Genomic DNA, 13,636 nt, shown 5'->3' with positions numbered 1-13,636 from the left:
CCGGTGTTTCTGGAGATACCTACGAAATAGCCGGGGCGTTGAACGCCCCACGCGCCCCTTGCGTATGGAACGACGCGCTGCTTCAAGCGAAGGAGTTCCATGGGACGCTCAATACGAAAACGGCCGACCTTCCCTCGGCGGATGACGATGGCCGCCGCGGCACTCTTCATCGGTGGGGGCGGCCTTGTCGCGGTGAATGTGTACGCCTCGGCGAGTGACGATCCGGGAAAGGCCCAGGTACGGGCCGCCCCGGTGACGAACGCGTCGACGATCGACTGCCCGGACGTGTCCAACAGCCTTCCGGACGTGCCGGAACCGGCCCGCCCCGAGGTGGACCGGGAACTGGCGGCCATTGATACGCAGATCACCGACGCATACGAGAAGTTCGCCTCGAACAAGGACCAGGTCGACCGCGATCCCGGCTATGCCCAGCAAGCCGTACTGGGTCCGCTGAAGGACAAGCGGACGGCGTCGCTCGACCGGATCGCGGTGGCGGTCGGCCGCAGTGGCGGACGCCAGCCGCAGGGCATGCAGGGCCTCGCGCCGTGCACCCTGCGCGCGGACGACGACGCCAGGGGCGGAGGCGGCGGACAAGCCGCCGGAGGGGCCCAGAACCAGGGCCAGGCCCAGAACCAGGGCCAGGGTCAATGGCCTGGTCAGGGCCAGAACCAGGGCCAGAACCAGGGCCAGGGTCAGGGCCAGAACCAGGGGCAGGGGCAGAACGTCGGGAACGGGCCCGCGAAGAGCGACTTCGTCGACATCCGTTCCGTACGGCCGAACGTCCAGGCCCCCCGCACCCAGCGCAACGGCTCGACCGGGTTCTTCACCAGCAGCTGCGGCGTCAACCAGAACGCCAAGCGGAACCCCGACAACGTCATCGTCGCGCCGGGCGTGAGCAATGGCGCCCACCATATGCACGACTACGTCGGAAACCAGGCGACCGACGCCTTCTCCAGCGACGCCGATCTGGCCAAGGGTGGCACCAGTTGCCGCAATCAGGGCGACAAGTCCACCTATTACTGGCCCGTCCTGCGCCTTCAGAACGGCCAGAACGAGAACGACGCCAACGCGGACGGCGGCGGCCGGGACAAGAACGTCGGAAAGATCCAGACGCCCTCCCAGGTGACCATCAAGCTCGCCGGAAATCCCGTCAGCAAGGTCACCGCCATGCCGCGCTTTCTGCGGATCATCACCGGCGACGCGAAGGCCTTCACCAACGGCAACGCGAATGCCAACGCGTCCTGGAGCTGCACCGGATTCGAGAACCGCCAGCTCAAGGAGAAGTACCCGATCTGCCCCCAGGGCAGCCAAGTCGTCCGCACCTTCAATTTCCAGAGCTGCTGGGACGGGAAGAACACGGACAGCGCGAACCACCGGACGCACGTGGCCTTCGCCGGCCGCAACGGTGCGTGCCCGCGCGGCTTCAAGGCGATCCCGCAGCTCCAGCAGCGGATCGTGTACGCCGTGCCGCCGGGCCCCGGGTTCGCCGTCGACTCCTTCCCCGAGCAGCTCCACAAGCCGGTCACCGATCACGGTGACTTCATCAACGTCTTCAGCGACTCGCTGATGAGGAAGGCGGTGACCTGCATCAACACGGGGCGCAGCTGCGCCTGACCGACAGGGCGCGCACGCGCCTGGAAACACCCGCTCCCCCTGATGGGCTCCCCCGGGTCACCCCACCCGGGGGAGCACGCACACTGCGCGGTCAGCTCATGTGGTGGTGTCCGGAATGGTTGGTCCCGGTCTCGACACTCCCACCGAGCCGGCCGCGCAGTGCGTCGACCACGCTCTCGTCGCCCACGGCGACCCACTTGCGGCCCACCAGATAGGCGCCGCCGTAGTCCTTGGCTCCGTTGATCCACTCCCGCTGGCCCCGGTCCGTGGCGAAGGTCGCCAGGACGTACCGGCCGTCCGGGGTGTCGCAGTTGGCCTGCCGGAGCTCGGCCGCGTCGGTGGAGATCTTCGGCTTGCAGGCGGCCTGGGCCGCTATCTCTTCGAGGGTTCCGCCGGCCGTCTTGGGCGCGTCGTGGCCGCCCCCGCCGCAGCCCGCGGCTAGGGTCACGACCGCGGCTGCCAGGGCCGCTCGTACAAGGGTGCGCATACCTCCATCGTGCCTTCAACCACCCCCTCCCCGTGGGCATTTGGCCATTTCAGTGGCCTCGTGACCCGACAGTCGCCACACCGTCACCGTGCGCTCCGCAGGCGCCTGCCGGCGCCCCCGACGACACGAGGAGCGCCGAGACCGTGACCGTGAGACCGAGCCCGCCGACCCCCGTCGAACCCGCCGAGGCGTACGGCGCCGGGCCCGGCGAAAGCCCCCGGCCGGGGCCCGCCGCCGGGGCGTCGCGCCCCGCGTACGCGGCCCCGGCTCCCTCCGCGGTTGCACAGCCGCTTGACAGCGGCACCGGCCGCACCGACCTCTGCACCGACCTGGCGGCCCGCGCCCGGCCGCCCCTGCCCCAGGAGTGCGTCCGCCCATGACCGCGATCCCCGCCACCAGCGTCGCCAACCTCCGCGATCTCGGCGGTACGCCGCTCGCCGGGGGCCGTACGGTCCGGTCCGGCCTGGTCTTCCGCGCCGGGGCGCTCGACCGGTTCGACCCGGCCGGTGACCCGGCGGTGGCCGGGCTCGGGCTCCGTACCGTCGTCGACCTCCGTACGGACGCGGAGCGCGCCGAGCGGCCCGACCGGCTGCCGGACGGGGCGCGGCTGGTCGTCGCGGACGCGCTGGCCGACGCGGTGAGCGCCCACGGGGCGCCCCCGGCCGCCCGGCTGCGGCGGGTGCTGGCCGACCCGGTGGCGGCCGAGCAGCACCTCGGCGGGGGCCGGGCGCGGACGGTCTTCGAGGACCTCTACCGGGGCCTGGTGACGTCGGCGTCGGCCCGGGCCGCGTACGGAACGCTGCTGCGGGAGCTGGCGGCCGAGGCGGCGGGGCCGCTGCTCTTCCACTGCACGGCGGGCAAGGACCGTACGGGGTGGGGGGCGACGGTGCTGCTGTCGCTGCTGGGGGCGGAGCCGGAGGTGGTGGAGCGGGAGTACCTGGCGGTGAACGCGGCGGTGCGGCAGGCGTTCGCGCCGCTGGTCGAGGGGTTCACGGCGCAGGGCGGCGACCCGGAGGTGGCCCTGGCGGTGATCGGGGTGGTGCCGGAGTATTTGGCGGCGGGCCTGGAGGAGGTGGCGTCGCGGTACGGGTCGATGGAGGCGTACGCGCGGGACGGTCTCGGGGTGGACGACGAGGCGCTCGGGCGCCTGCGGGCCCGGCTGACGAGCGCCCCCTGAGCCGGGCGCGGCCCCGCCGACGAGGACCGGGCGGCGACGGGCGCGGTGACCATCCCACGATTCGCTCGTTTTGCTGAACGTGGCCCCGCCCCAGGACATCCTCACCCGCCCCACCCCCGTCGGCATCGAGCAGGCCGAAGCCGCTCTCGTGGAGCACTATCCCCGGCTGACCCGGCTCGCCTACCTCGTGCTGCCGCCCTCCCTCGGGCGCAACCGACGGGTGCTGACCGCGCACGCGCTGGTGCAGCGCTCGCTGCCCCGGGGCCGCGCCGCCACCCGGGCGGCGATCCCGGCGCCCCGGCGCGGCGACCCGGGGTACGGCTTCGTGCGGCGCCAGGTCGTGCGGCAGGCGCTGGAGGCCGGGCTGCCGCTGCGGCGGCGGGCGTGGCCCAAGCGGGCGCAGCTGCCGCCGGTGCTGCCGCAGGTGTGGGGGCTGCGGCTGTTCCCCCGCTCCGGCGGTGCCGACGAACTCGCCCTGGACCAGCGGCTCTCCGCGCTCAGCGGGCCCGCGCGGGCCGCGTTCGTGCTGCGCGGCCTGGACCGGCTGAGCGACGCGGAGGTGCGCAGAGAACTCGACGCCGTGGGGGTCGAGGACGCCGGGGCCGCCGTGGAGGAGGCCGGCGAGCCCGGCGCCGCGGCGGCGCTCCTGGAGGCCGCCGAGTTCGACCCCTGCTCGCTCCAGGCCCGGCCGACCGACCTGATGCGCCGCCGCCAGCACCTGCGCGCCGCCCTGGTCGCCGCCGCGGCGCTGACGGTCTGCGGCACGCTGCTCGGCCTGCCGGGCGACGGCTGGGGCCCGGACGGCGCCGCCGCGCCGCCGTACGCGCGCAACCCCGCCGCCGAAGCCGCCCTCGACCCGAGCCGGGTCGTCCGGGTGGACGCGGCGGTGTGGCGCACCTCGGCCCGTACCGACTTCTCCGTCTGGCCCGCCCGGGGCTCCCTCACCGGCGACAGCGCGCTGCTGCGGCGCGCGCTCGCCGTCTGGGCGCGGCCGGGCCGCTCCGTGCAGGTCTCCGCCACGCCGAGGACGCCCTCGGGCCCGCCGATGGGCGCGCCCCAGCTGCTGTACGCGGGCAAGGTCGACCGGGCCTCGGTGGTGCTCTTCTACGACGGCCTGCGGGTCGCCCGGTACGCGGAGCCGCTGGACGGCACCGCGGGCGCGGCGCTCGACTTCGCGCGCGTGGACGGCGCGGACGCCGCCTCGGCCGGGGCGCTCGTGGTCGGCCGCACCGACGGCAACGTGCGCTATCTGACCGCCCCCTGGGTGCGCGAGGCGGCCGTGCGGGACCTGCTCGATCCGGCGGCGGCCCCCCGCCCGCTGGTCCGTGACGGGGACGGCGTGACCGTCCCGCTGGTCTCGCCCGCGCAGGCCCGCGACTGCGCCTCCTGGGACGTGCTCCAACTGCGCGAGGACGGCGGCAACGCGGCCGCGCGGCTCCTGACCGACCTCGGCGAGCTCGCGCCCGCCCGCCTCACCTGGGGGCCGCCGGACGCGCCCAGGGACGTCACCGGCACCGCCGCCCGCGAGGGCTGGGCCCGTACCGCCTGCCTGCTCCCCACGGTCCGCTCGCACGGCGTCCGGACGGTGAACGCCTGGCAGTACGCGAGGCAGCCGCTGCCCGAGGCCAACGGGACCGCCGCCTGGCTCTGCACCCGGGCCGACACCTGGTCCGGCACGGACAGCAGGGTGCTCGCCCAGTTCCAGGCGCCGGGCGCGCCGAAGGGCACCGCGGGCGCCGTCGCCGCACGCGCCGACGACAGCGCCGCCTGCGGCACGCACCGGCCGCAGGTGCTGGCCGGGGTGCTGTGGAAGTCCCGGGGCGGGCACTGGTACGTGCTGGCCGCGGGCAGCGAGGACCTGGTCAAGGTGGCCGTCTCCGGCGGTGTCGAGGCGGCCGAGCGCGGCCATCTCCTCGCGGTGCGCACCCAGGAGGGCGCCCGCGCCCAGCTGGGCGGGCGCCTCGCGGACGGCACCGAGGTCACCGCCCTGCGCTGAGCCCCGGCGGGCGGGGGCGGGCCGGGGGCGGGCGGGATCCGCACCGGATTCGTCCGGACAACTCCGCGCACACCCCTGGTCCCGATGCCTACCCGTCAGTACATTGACGCCATGTCTAATACGCCGCAGCCCGCTCCGGTGGTCTCGGAGCACCAGGAGCTCAAGGCCAGGAACGTCTCGTTCGCCTGGGAGGAGACGCCGCTCCACTGGATACCCGGCGACCCGTTCACCGGGCACACCATCAACGTGCTGCATCTGCTGCTCCCGGCGGGCGAGCGCTGGTTCGTGCACGTGTACAAACAGGTGCTGCCGTACATCCGCGACGAGCGGCTGCGCGAGGACGTCATCGGGTTCATCGGCCAGGAGGCCACGCACGCCGCGGCCCACGACGACGTGCTCCCCCACCTCAAGGCGCTCGGCCTCGACCCCACCCCGTACACCGCGCAGGTCGACTGGCTCTTCGAGAAGCTCCTCGGCGACCGGACGCTGCCGCCGGGGCGGGCGCGCCGGTGGTGGCTGATGGAGCGGGTCGCCACCATCGCGGCGATCGAGCACTACACGGCGTTCCTGGGCGACTGGATCCTCAACGCGGACACCCTGGACGCGCGCGGCGCCGACGCGGTGATGCTGGACCTGCTGCGCTGGCACGGCGCCGAGGAGGTCGAGCACCGCTCGGTCGCCTTCGACCTCTTCCAGCACGTCGACGGCGGCTACCGGCGCCGGGTGCGGACCTGGGCGACCGCGTTCACCGCGCTGGTCTTCCTCTGGCAGCGCGGCGCCCGCTTCTTCATGGAGAACGACCCCACGCTTGCGGACGGCAAGGCCACCTTCGGCGCCTTCCTGCGCTCCGGGCGGCAGGGCACGCTGCCGACCGCCGGGGCGATGGCGCGCTCGGTCCCGCGCTATCTCAGCCGTACGTACCACCCCTCGCAGGAGGGTTCGACCGCGCAGGCCGTGGCCTATCTGGCGAGCTCGCCCGGCGCCAACGGGGGCCGCTGACATGCCGCGCACGAGCTCCGTGGTGCTGGCCGCGGGGGCGGCGCTGCTGGTGCGGCGGGCGGTGCGCCGCCGGATCGCCGCCTCCCCGCTGTGGCCGCTGCCCGCGCTGGAGACGCCCGTGTCGGGGCAGGGCGGGCGCAGGGCCGCCTCGCTGCGGCTCACCGTCGCCGAACGGGCCGTGCCCGCCGAGGGCGTGGTGCTGCTGCGGCTCGCCTCGCCGACGGGCGCGCCGCTGCCCGCGTGGCGGCCGGGCGCCCATCTCGACCTGCTGCTGCCGTCCGGGCTCGTCCGGCAGTACTCGCTCTGCGGCGACCCGGCCGACCGCTCCGCCTACACCGTCGCCACCCGCCTGATCGAGGACGGGCGGGGCGGCTCGCGCGAAGTGCACGAGCTGCTGCGCGAGGGCACCGGACTGGTCGTGCGCGGGCCGCGCAACCGCTTCCCGCTGACCCCGGCGCCCTCGTACGCGTTCGTCGCCGGCGGCATCGGCATCACCCCGGTGCTGCCCATGCTGCGGGCCGTCGAGGCGGCGGGCGGCGCGTGGCGGCTGCTGTACGGGGGCCGGTCGCGGGCCTCCATGCCGTTCCTGGACGAGATCGAGAAGCTGGGGGCGGGGGACGCCCGGGTCACGGTGGTGCCGGAGGACGAGGCCGGACTGCCCGACGCGGCCGCCTTCCTGGCCGGTACGGACGAGGGCGCGGCGGTGTACTGCTGCGGCCCCGAGCCGCTGATGGACGCGGTGGCGGCGGCCCTGCCCGAGGGGCGCGCCCTCCATCTGGAGCGGTTCACGCCCGGCGCCGGCACCGCGCAGCTCGGCACCTTCGAGGTCGAACTGCGCCGCACGGGCCGCACGCTCACCGTCCCCGCGGGCCGCTCGGTGCTCGCCACGGTCCGCGAGGAGCTGCCGGACCTCGCGTACTCGTGCCGGCAGGGCTTCTGCGGAACCTGTCAACAGCGGGTCCTGGAAGGCGAGGTGGACCACCAGGACGAGCTGCTCACGGACGCCGAGCGCGAGGACTCCATGCTGATCTGCGTCTCGCGCTGCCGGGGACGGAAACTCGTGCTCGACCTGTAGGTACCCTGTTCGCATGACGACCGGGGTGCGGCGCAGGATGGGCGTCGAAGAGCGCAGGCGGCAGCTGATCGGGGTCGCGCTGGAGCTGTTCAGCCACCGCTCCCCCGACGACGTGTCCATCGACGAGATAGCGGCGGCGGCCGGGATATCCCGGCCGCTCGTCTACCACTACTTCCCCGGCAAGCAGAGCCTGTACGAGGCGGCGCTGCGGATGGCCGCCGACGAGCTGGCGGCCCGGTTCGTGGAGCCGCACGAGGGGCCGCTGGGGGCCCGGCTGCTGCGGGTGATGGGCCGCTTCTTCGACTTCGTCGAGGGCCACGGCCCGGGCTTCGCCGCGCTGATGCGGGGCGGTCCCGCGGCCTCGGCGGGCAACTCGACCACCGCCAACGCGATGATCGACGAGGTGCGGCACGCCGCCTACCTCCAGATCCTCGCCCACCTCGGCGTCCAGGACCCGCCCGCGCGGCTGGAGTTGGTGGTGCGCTCCTGGGTCTCGCTCGCCGAGTGCACGGCTCTGATCTGGCTGGACGGCCGCCGTATCCCGCGCGCCGAGCTGGAGTTGCAGCTGGTCCACGACTTCGCGGCGCTGGCGGCGGTGAGCGCGGCCTATGACGAGGAGATGGCGGCGGTGGTCCTGCGGATGCTCGCGGACGAGCCGGCGGACGGCCCGTTCGGCGACCTGGTGGCCCGGCTGACGGCCCTGGCGCCCCGCTGAATCCGCCGGACCCGTACGTTGATCACCATGACGACACCCGCGGAGACGCTCTCCTTCCGCCTGGCCTCCGACGAGGACCTGCCCACGCTCGTGGCGCTGTACGACGGCGCCGCCCGCTGGATGCGGGACAGCGGCATCGACCAGTGGCGGCCCGGCGAGAGGGACGCGGACCACTTCCGCCGGCGGATCGCCGAGGGCGAGGTCTGGCTGGCGCTGACCGCCGACGGGCGGGCGGCCGGGGCGTACGAGCTGTGGTGGCGCGACGAGCCCGCCTGGGGCGTACGGCCGCCGGAGGCGGGCTATGTGCACCGGCTGATGACGGACCGCGCGCTGGCCCCCGCCGGGACCGGCCGGGCCCTGCTCGCCCACGCCGAGCGGCGCATCGCGGCGGCCGGGCGCCCGCTTTCCCGCCTGGACTTCAAGGCCTCAAGCCCCGGGCTGCGCACCTACTACGAGCGGGCCGGGTACGCGGTGGCGGGCGAGCAGCCCTTCAAGGAGGGCGGGGGCGGCAGCGGCTACGCCGTCGTCCTGATGGAGAAGCGGCTCGGCTGAACCGCGCGCGGCACACCGCTCAGGCCGGCCCCGTGAGCCGCGGCGGGGCGCCCCTTCGGTAGGACGTGCGCCGCCCCCGGGGGTCAACCGCCCTGGGCGAAGTCACCCTTGAGGGCATGGCTGAGCCCCTGGTCGAGCCCGGCGCGCACCCCCCGGTGGAAGGCGCTGTCGTACGCCTGGTCGCCCAGCGCGGCCCTGGCCCGGCGCTCGCACTCCTCGCGGACGGCGGTGAGCCGCGGCGCGCCCATCTGGGCCTTGCCGACGGTACGCCAGTACTCCTGCCCGATGCCGAGGACCAGGGCGCCCTCCTCGCCGTCGCCCCGCGCGGCGAGCGCGCAGGCGAGCAGGTCGAGGCCGAGGGCGATGCCGAAGCTGTCGTGGAGCAGCCGTTTGCCGGTCAGCATGGCGCGGGCGTGCTCGGCGGCCTCGGTGGCGCGGCCCAGCTCCAGCGCGATGACGGCGAGCGTGTAGTCGGCGTACGCCCGCAGCCAGCGCTCCCCGCGGCTCGCGCACTCGTCGCGCAGCCAGGTGGCCTCGGCGGCGGCCTCCTCGTGGCGGCCCAGGTTGGCGAGGGCGTAGACGCGGACGAGCGCGCACAGGGCGAGTCCGGGTGTGAACGCCACGGCGGCCGCGTCGATGGCGGGGGTGCAGACGTCGAGGGCGCCCTCCGCGTCGCCGGGCATCAGGACGGCGACGCCGAGCAGATAGGCGGCGCGCAGCCGGGACTCGGGGTCGGTGGCGCGGGCGACGGACCGCCGGCCGTGGCGCAGCGCGGTCTCCAGGTCGCCCTGGAGGAGGGCGATGGCGCCGAGCGCCCACTCGGCGCGGTCGCGATGGTGGCCGGGGCCGGGGACGAGGTCGAGGGCGCGCTCCAGATAGCCGCGGCCCTCGTGCAGATGGCCGCAGCAGAACCAGAAGAACCAGAGCGAGGCGGCCAGATCGAGCGCGGCGCCGGGGTCGTGGGCGAGCAGGTGCTCCAGGGCCGCGCGCAGATCGGCCTGTTCGCCTTCCAGCCGTTCGTACCACTCGACCTGCTCCGGGCCCAGCCAGGCGGTCTCCGCGGCGCGGACCAGCCGGCGGCAGCGCTCGGCGTGCCGACGGGCCACGGCCGTCTCCTCGCCGAGTTCGCCGAGCCACTGGCGGCCGTACTCGCGGATGGTGTCGAGCATCCGGTAGCCGATCCGGCCGCGGTGCGCGCCGGGCCGGACGACGGACTTGGCGGCGAGACCGGCGAGCGCGGGGCCGACGGCCTCGGGGGCGAGCGGGCCGCCCGCGGCGACGTCCTGGGCGGCCGTGAGGTCGAAGCCGCCGGCGAAGACGGAGAGCCGGGCCCACAGCAGCCGTTCCAGCGGGGCGCACAGCTCGTGGCTCCAGCCGATGGCGGTGCGCATGGTCTGGTGCCGGGGCAGCCGGTCGGACCGGGTGTCGGTGAGGATCTCGAAGCGGGAGTCGAGCCGTTCGGCCAGTTGCTCGACGCTCCACAGGCGCAGCCGGGCACCGGCGAGTTCGATGGCGAGGGGGATGCCGTCGAGTCTGCGGCAGACGGCGGCGGCGGCCTCGGCGCGGGCGGGGGCCTCGAAGGACTTCAGCGACAGGTGCGGCACGGCGTCCACGGCGCGCTGCTTGAAGAGGGTGAGGGCCGCGCCGCCGGGCGGCAGCGGCCCGAGCGGGAAGACGTGTTCCTCGGGGCGCCCCAGGGGCTGCCTGCTGGTGGCGAGGACGGTGAGCCCGGGTGAGGTCTGGAGCAGTTCGCCGATGAGGTGGCCGCAGGCGGAGACGAGGTGTTCGCAGGTGTCGAGGACCAGGAGCAGGCGTTGGTCGGCGAGCCGTCCGCACAGCGCCTCGGCGGCGCTGCGGGCGCTCTGGTCGGTGACGCCCAGGTGGTCGGCGACGGTGGCGTCGAGCAGGTCGGGGTCGCAGAGCGGGGACAGTTCGACCCACCACACCCCGTCGGGGCAGAAGGCGCGGCGGTCTCGGGCGCCGCGCAGGGCGAGCCGGGATTTGCCCACGCCGCCCGGGCCGGTGACCGTGACCAGCCGGTGGTCGCGCAACAGACCGTCCAGGGTGGCCAGTTCCGCCGACCGGCCCACGAAGCTCGTGGTCTCCGCTGGAAGATTCCCCAACACGGGCACAGTCTGGACCAGACGATCGCCCACTCCCGCCACGAAGGCCCGGTTCAACGGGAAACAGTCACAATGAGGCCAGGAATGATCAGGTCGACGCCACTTGTGAACGCACGAAGAGCATCGGATGGTCGTCTGCCGGTCAGTCCCGTACGCGCGCGGTGGACCCCCGCACCACCAGCTCCGGCTGGAACACGAACTCCGTCCGCTGCACCGGATTCCCCCGGATCTCCTCCAGGAGCGCCCCCACCGCGGCCGCCGCCATCGCCCGCACCGGCTGGCGGACGGTGGTCAGGGGCGGGTCGGTGAAGGCGATCAGCCGCGAGTCGTCGAAGCCCACCACCGACACCTGGCCGGGCACCGCGAGCCCGCGCTCGCGCGCCGCGCGCACCGCCCCGAGCGCCATCATGTCGCTGGCGCACACCACTCCCGTACACCCCTGGTCGAGCAGCGTGCCCGCCGCCACCTGGCCGCCCTCGACACCGAAGAGGGTGTGCCCGATGTACGCGGCGGCCTCCTCGGCACGCAGCCCGAAGCGCTCTCCCAGCGCGGCCGTGAACCCCTCGGCCTTGCGCCGCGAGGGCACGTACCGCGCCGGACCGGCCGCCAGACCGATCCGGGTGTGGCCGAGGTCGGCGAGATGGCCCACCGCCATCGTCATCGCCGCGCGGTCGTCGGGTGAGACGAAGGGGGCGGGGATCCGTTCGTTGTACCCGTTGACCAGCACGAACGGCACCCCGCGCTCGGTCAGCGCCAGATAGCGGGCGGGGTCGGCGGCGGTGTCGGCGTGCAGCCCCGACAGGAACACGATGCCGTTGACCCCGCGCTCCTCCAACTGCTCGACCAGCTCGTCCTCGGTCACCCCGCCGGGCAGCTGGGTGCAGAGCACCGGGGTGTAGCCGTGCCCGGCCAGCAGCTGCTCCACGGCCTGGGCGAAGGCCGGGAAGATGGGGTTGGTGAGCTCCGGGGTGACCAGGCCGATCAGACCGGCGCTGCGGTGGCGCAGCCGGGCGGGCCGCTCCCAGCCGAGGACGTCCAGGGCCGCGAGCACCCGCTGGCGGGTGGCGTCGGCGACACCTGGGCGCCCGTTGAGCACCCGGCTGACGGTGGCCTCGCTGACGGCCGCCTGGGAGGCGATGTCGGCGAGGCGCGGCCCGGCGTCGGTCACACCGCCCACCACACGGTGGTGTCGGCGTCGAGTACGAACTCCTCACCCTCCACGAGGACGTCACCGCCCGCGCTGGAGAGCAGCACCTTCCCGCTCTCGGGCGCGGGCAGCCGGACCGGCTCCTCGGTGAGGTTCACCGTGCAGACGAACCCCTCGCGGGCGAAGGCGAGGACGCCCTCGGGGGCCTCCAGCCAGCGGACGGCGTCGCCCCTGCCGAGGCCCGGGTGCGCGCGGCGGGCGGCGAGGGCCGCGCGGTAGAGCTCCAGGGTGGAGCCGGGGTCACCGGTCTGGGCCTCGACGGAGAGCGCGCCCCAGGAGTCGGGCTGCGGGAGCCAGCTGCCGCCGCTGCCGAAGCCGTACGAGGGTCCCTCCTGGGTCCACGGGATGGGCACCCGGCAGCCGTCGCGGAAGCCGTCCTGGCCCTCGGCGCGGAAGAAGGACGGGTCCTGGCGCACCTCGTCGGGCAGGTCGGTGACGTCGGGCAGGCCCAGCTCCTCGCCCTGGTAGAGGTAGGCGGAGCCGGGCAACGCCAGCATCAGCAGCGTCGCGGCCCGCGCCCGGCGCAGCCCCAGCTCACGGTCGCCCGGTGTGCGCAGCTGGGTGCCCAGGCCCGGCGGGTTGGCGAAGCGGGTGGCGTGCCGGGTGACGTCGTGGTTGGAGAGCACCCAGGTCGCGGGCGCGCCGACCGGGCGCATCGCGGCGAGCGAGACGTCGATGACGTCCCGCAGCGCGGCGGCGTCCCACGGGGCGCCCAGGTACTGGAAGTTGAAGGCCTGGTGCAGCTCGTCGGGGCGTACGTAGTGGGCCGTACGCTCCACGGTGGGCGTCCACGCCTCGGCGACGGCTATGCGCTCGCCGGGGTACTCGTCGAGGATCAGCCGCCAGGAGCGGTAGATCTCGTGGACACCGTCCTGGTCGAAGAACGGCATGACATCGTTGCCGAGCAGCTTGAGCTGCTCGCTGCCGCCGATGTCGGGCAGCCCGGCCGCCTTGACCAGCCCGTGGGCGACGTCGACGCGGAACCCGTCGACGCCCATGTCCAGCCAGAACCGCAGGATCGAGCGGAACTCGTCGGCGACGGCGGGGTGCTCCCAGTTGAAGTCGGGCTGCTCCGGGGCGAACAGGTGCAGATACCACTCGCCGTCCTCGGTACGGGTCCACGCCGGCCCGCCGAAGATGGACTCCCAGTCGTTGGGCGGCAGCTCGCCGCTGTCGCCGCGCCCCGGGCGGAAGTGGTAGCGCGCCCGCAGCGGCGATCCCGGGCCCTCCCGCAGGGCCCGCTTGAACCACTCGTGCTGGTCGGAGGAGTGGTTGGGGACGAGGTCGACGATGATGCGCAGCCCGAGGTCGTGGGCGTCGCGGATCAGGGCGTCGGCGTCGTGCAGGGTGCCGAACATCGGGTCGATGGCGCGGTAGTCGGCGACGTCGTAGCCGGCGTCGGCCTGCGGGGAGGCGTAGAAGGGAGAGAGCCAGACGGCGTCGACGCCGAGGTCGCGCAGGTGCGGGAGGCGGGCGCGGACGCCGTTGAGGTCACCCATCCCGTCGCCGTCGGCGTCGGCGAAGCTGCGCGGATAGACCTGGTAGATCACGGCGTCCTGCCACCAGCCGGTGCGGGTGTCACCCGTGGGGGTGGTGGCGGGGGCGGTGAGGTGCGGGGTCATGTTGTCCCTGGGTCCTGGGTCGGTGTGGTGGTTGCTCTGAGCGGCCCTTTTTGGGCCCGGTCGTCGTCT

Annotated in this window: 12 protein-coding genes; 8 read left to right on the top strand and 4 right to left on the bottom strand. The window is 74.4% G+C overall.

What is annotated here, in order from left to right; translation table 11 throughout:
• The first annotated feature begins 99 nt into the window (after positions 1-99).
• Positions 100-1,614, top strand: coding sequence for a DUF1996 domain-containing protein (locus ABZ404_RS32915; RefSeq protein ID WP_358832871.1), 1,515 nt, complete (start codon positions 100-102; stop codon positions 1,612-1,614).
• A 91-nt stretch (positions 1,615-1,705) separates the two neighbouring features.
• Here the strand turns inward: ABZ404_RS32915 and ABZ404_RS32910 are convergent, their stop codons facing one another.
• Positions 1,706-2,101 carry a hypothetical protein gene (locus tag ABZ404_RS32910; RefSeq protein ID WP_358832870.1) on the bottom strand — a complete coding sequence of 132 codons (396 nt, stop codon included), beginning with the start codon at positions 2,099-2,101 and terminating at the stop codon, positions 1,706-1,708.
• Between the two features lie 143 nt (positions 2,102-2,244).
• Between ABZ404_RS32910 and ABZ404_RS32905 the strand changes: the two genes are divergently transcribed.
• The 7 genes from ABZ404_RS32905 (at position 2,245) to ABZ404_RS32875 (ending at position 8,615) form a co-directional block, all read left to right on the top strand.
• Entirely contained in the window at positions 2,245-2,481 is a 237-nt protein-coding gene (locus ABZ404_RS32905) for a hypothetical protein (protein ID WP_358832869.1), read from the top strand.
• A complete protein-coding gene (locus tag ABZ404_RS32900; protein WP_358832868.1) occupies positions 2,478-3,278 on the top strand; it encodes a tyrosine-protein phosphatase in 801 nt (266 codons plus the stop codon). The genes ABZ404_RS32905 and ABZ404_RS32900 overlap by 4 nt, the downstream gene beginning before the upstream one ends.
• A 70-nt stretch (positions 3,279-3,348) precedes the next feature.
• Complete coding sequence (locus ABZ404_RS32895) at positions 3,349-5,274, top strand: hypothetical protein (RefSeq protein ID WP_358832867.1); 1,926 nt, start codon at positions 3,349-3,351, stop codon at positions 5,272-5,274.
• A 111-nt stretch (positions 5,275-5,385) separates the two neighbouring features.
• Positions 5,386-6,273 (top strand): metal-dependent hydrolase, encoded by an 888-nt coding sequence (locus ABZ404_RS32890; protein ID WP_358832866.1) that lies wholly within the window; start codon positions 5,386-5,388, stop codon positions 6,271-6,273.
• A 1-nt stretch (position 6,274) separates the two neighbouring features.
• Positions 6,275-7,348 carry a PDR/VanB family oxidoreductase gene (locus tag ABZ404_RS32885; RefSeq protein WP_358832865.1) on the top strand — a complete coding sequence of 358 codons (1,074 nt, stop codon included), beginning with the start codon at positions 6,275-6,277 and terminating at the stop codon, positions 7,346-7,348.
• Positions 7,349-7,361: 13 nt separating this feature from the next.
• Positions 7,362-8,063 carry a helix-turn-helix domain-containing protein gene (locus ABZ404_RS32880; protein ID WP_358832864.1) on the top strand — a complete coding sequence of 234 codons (702 nt, stop codon included), beginning with the start codon at positions 7,362-7,364 and terminating at the stop codon, positions 8,061-8,063.
• Positions 8,064-8,090: 27 nt separating this feature from the next.
• Positions 8,091-8,615 (top strand): GNAT family N-acetyltransferase, encoded by a 525-nt coding sequence (locus tag ABZ404_RS32875; RefSeq protein WP_358832863.1) that lies wholly within the window; start codon positions 8,091-8,093, stop codon positions 8,613-8,615.
• A gap of 83 nt (positions 8,616-8,698) precedes the next feature.
• Here ABZ404_RS32875 and ABZ404_RS32870 read toward each other — a convergent pair whose 3' ends face one another.
• The 3 genes from ABZ404_RS32870 to ABZ404_RS32860 form a co-directional block, all read right to left on the bottom strand.
• Complete coding sequence (locus ABZ404_RS32870) at positions 8,699-10,741, bottom strand: NB-ARC domain-containing protein (RefSeq protein ID WP_358832862.1); 2,043 nt, start codon at positions 10,739-10,741, stop codon at positions 8,699-8,701.
• A 139-nt stretch (positions 10,742-10,880) separates the two neighbouring features.
• On the bottom strand, positions 10,881-11,906 hold the full coding sequence (locus tag ABZ404_RS32865) for a LacI family DNA-binding transcriptional regulator (RefSeq protein ID WP_358832861.1): 1,026 nt from the start codon (positions 11,904-11,906) through the stop codon (positions 10,881-10,883).
• Positions 11,903-13,567 carry a glycoside hydrolase family 13 protein gene (locus tag ABZ404_RS32860; protein ID WP_358832860.1) on the bottom strand — a complete coding sequence of 555 codons (1,665 nt, stop codon included), beginning with the start codon at positions 13,565-13,567 and terminating at the stop codon, positions 11,903-11,905. The genes ABZ404_RS32865 and ABZ404_RS32860 overlap by 4 nt, the downstream gene beginning before the upstream one ends.
• Between the last annotated feature and the right edge of the window lie 69 nt (positions 13,568-13,636).

The sequence above is a fragment of the Streptomyces sp. NPDC005878 genome (assembly GCF_040629815.1).
Classification (GTDB): Bacteria; Actinomycetota; Actinomycetes; order Streptomycetales; family Streptomycetaceae; genus Streptomyces.
This window is presented reverse-complemented; position numbering and strand designations above follow the sequence as displayed.

Excerpts from the sequence above, each read along its gene's own strand:
- ABZ404_RS32900 (WP_358832868.1), top strand. The coding sequence starts at position 2,478 with ATGACCGCGATCCCCGCCACCAGCGTCGCCAACCTCCGCGATCTCGGC.
- ABZ404_RS32890 (WP_358832866.1), top strand. The coding sequence starts at position 5,386 with ATGTCTAATACGCCGCAGCCCGCTCCGGTGGTCTCGGAGCACCAGGAG.
- ABZ404_RS32915 (WP_358832871.1), top strand. The coding sequence starts at position 100 with ATGGGACGCTCAATACGAAAACGGCCGACCTTCCCTCGGCGGATGACG.
- ABZ404_RS32885 (WP_358832865.1), top strand. The coding sequence starts at position 6,275 with ATGCCGCGCACGAGCTCCGTGGTGCTGGCCGCGGGGGCGGCGCTGCTG.
- ABZ404_RS32860 (WP_358832860.1), bottom strand. The coding sequence starts at position 13,567 with ATGACCCCGCACCTCACCGCCCCCGCCACCACCCCCACGGGTGACACC.
- ABZ404_RS32875 (WP_358832863.1), top strand. The coding sequence starts at position 8,091 with ATGACGACACCCGCGGAGACGCTCTCCTTCCGCCTGGCCTCCGACGAG.
- ABZ404_RS32880 (WP_358832864.1), top strand. The coding sequence starts at position 7,362 with ATGACGACCGGGGTGCGGCGCAGGATGGGCGTCGAAGAGCGCAGGCGG.
- ABZ404_RS32910 (WP_358832870.1), bottom strand. The coding sequence starts at position 2,101 with ATGCGCACCCTTGTACGAGCGGCCCTGGCAGCCGCGGTCGTGACCCTA.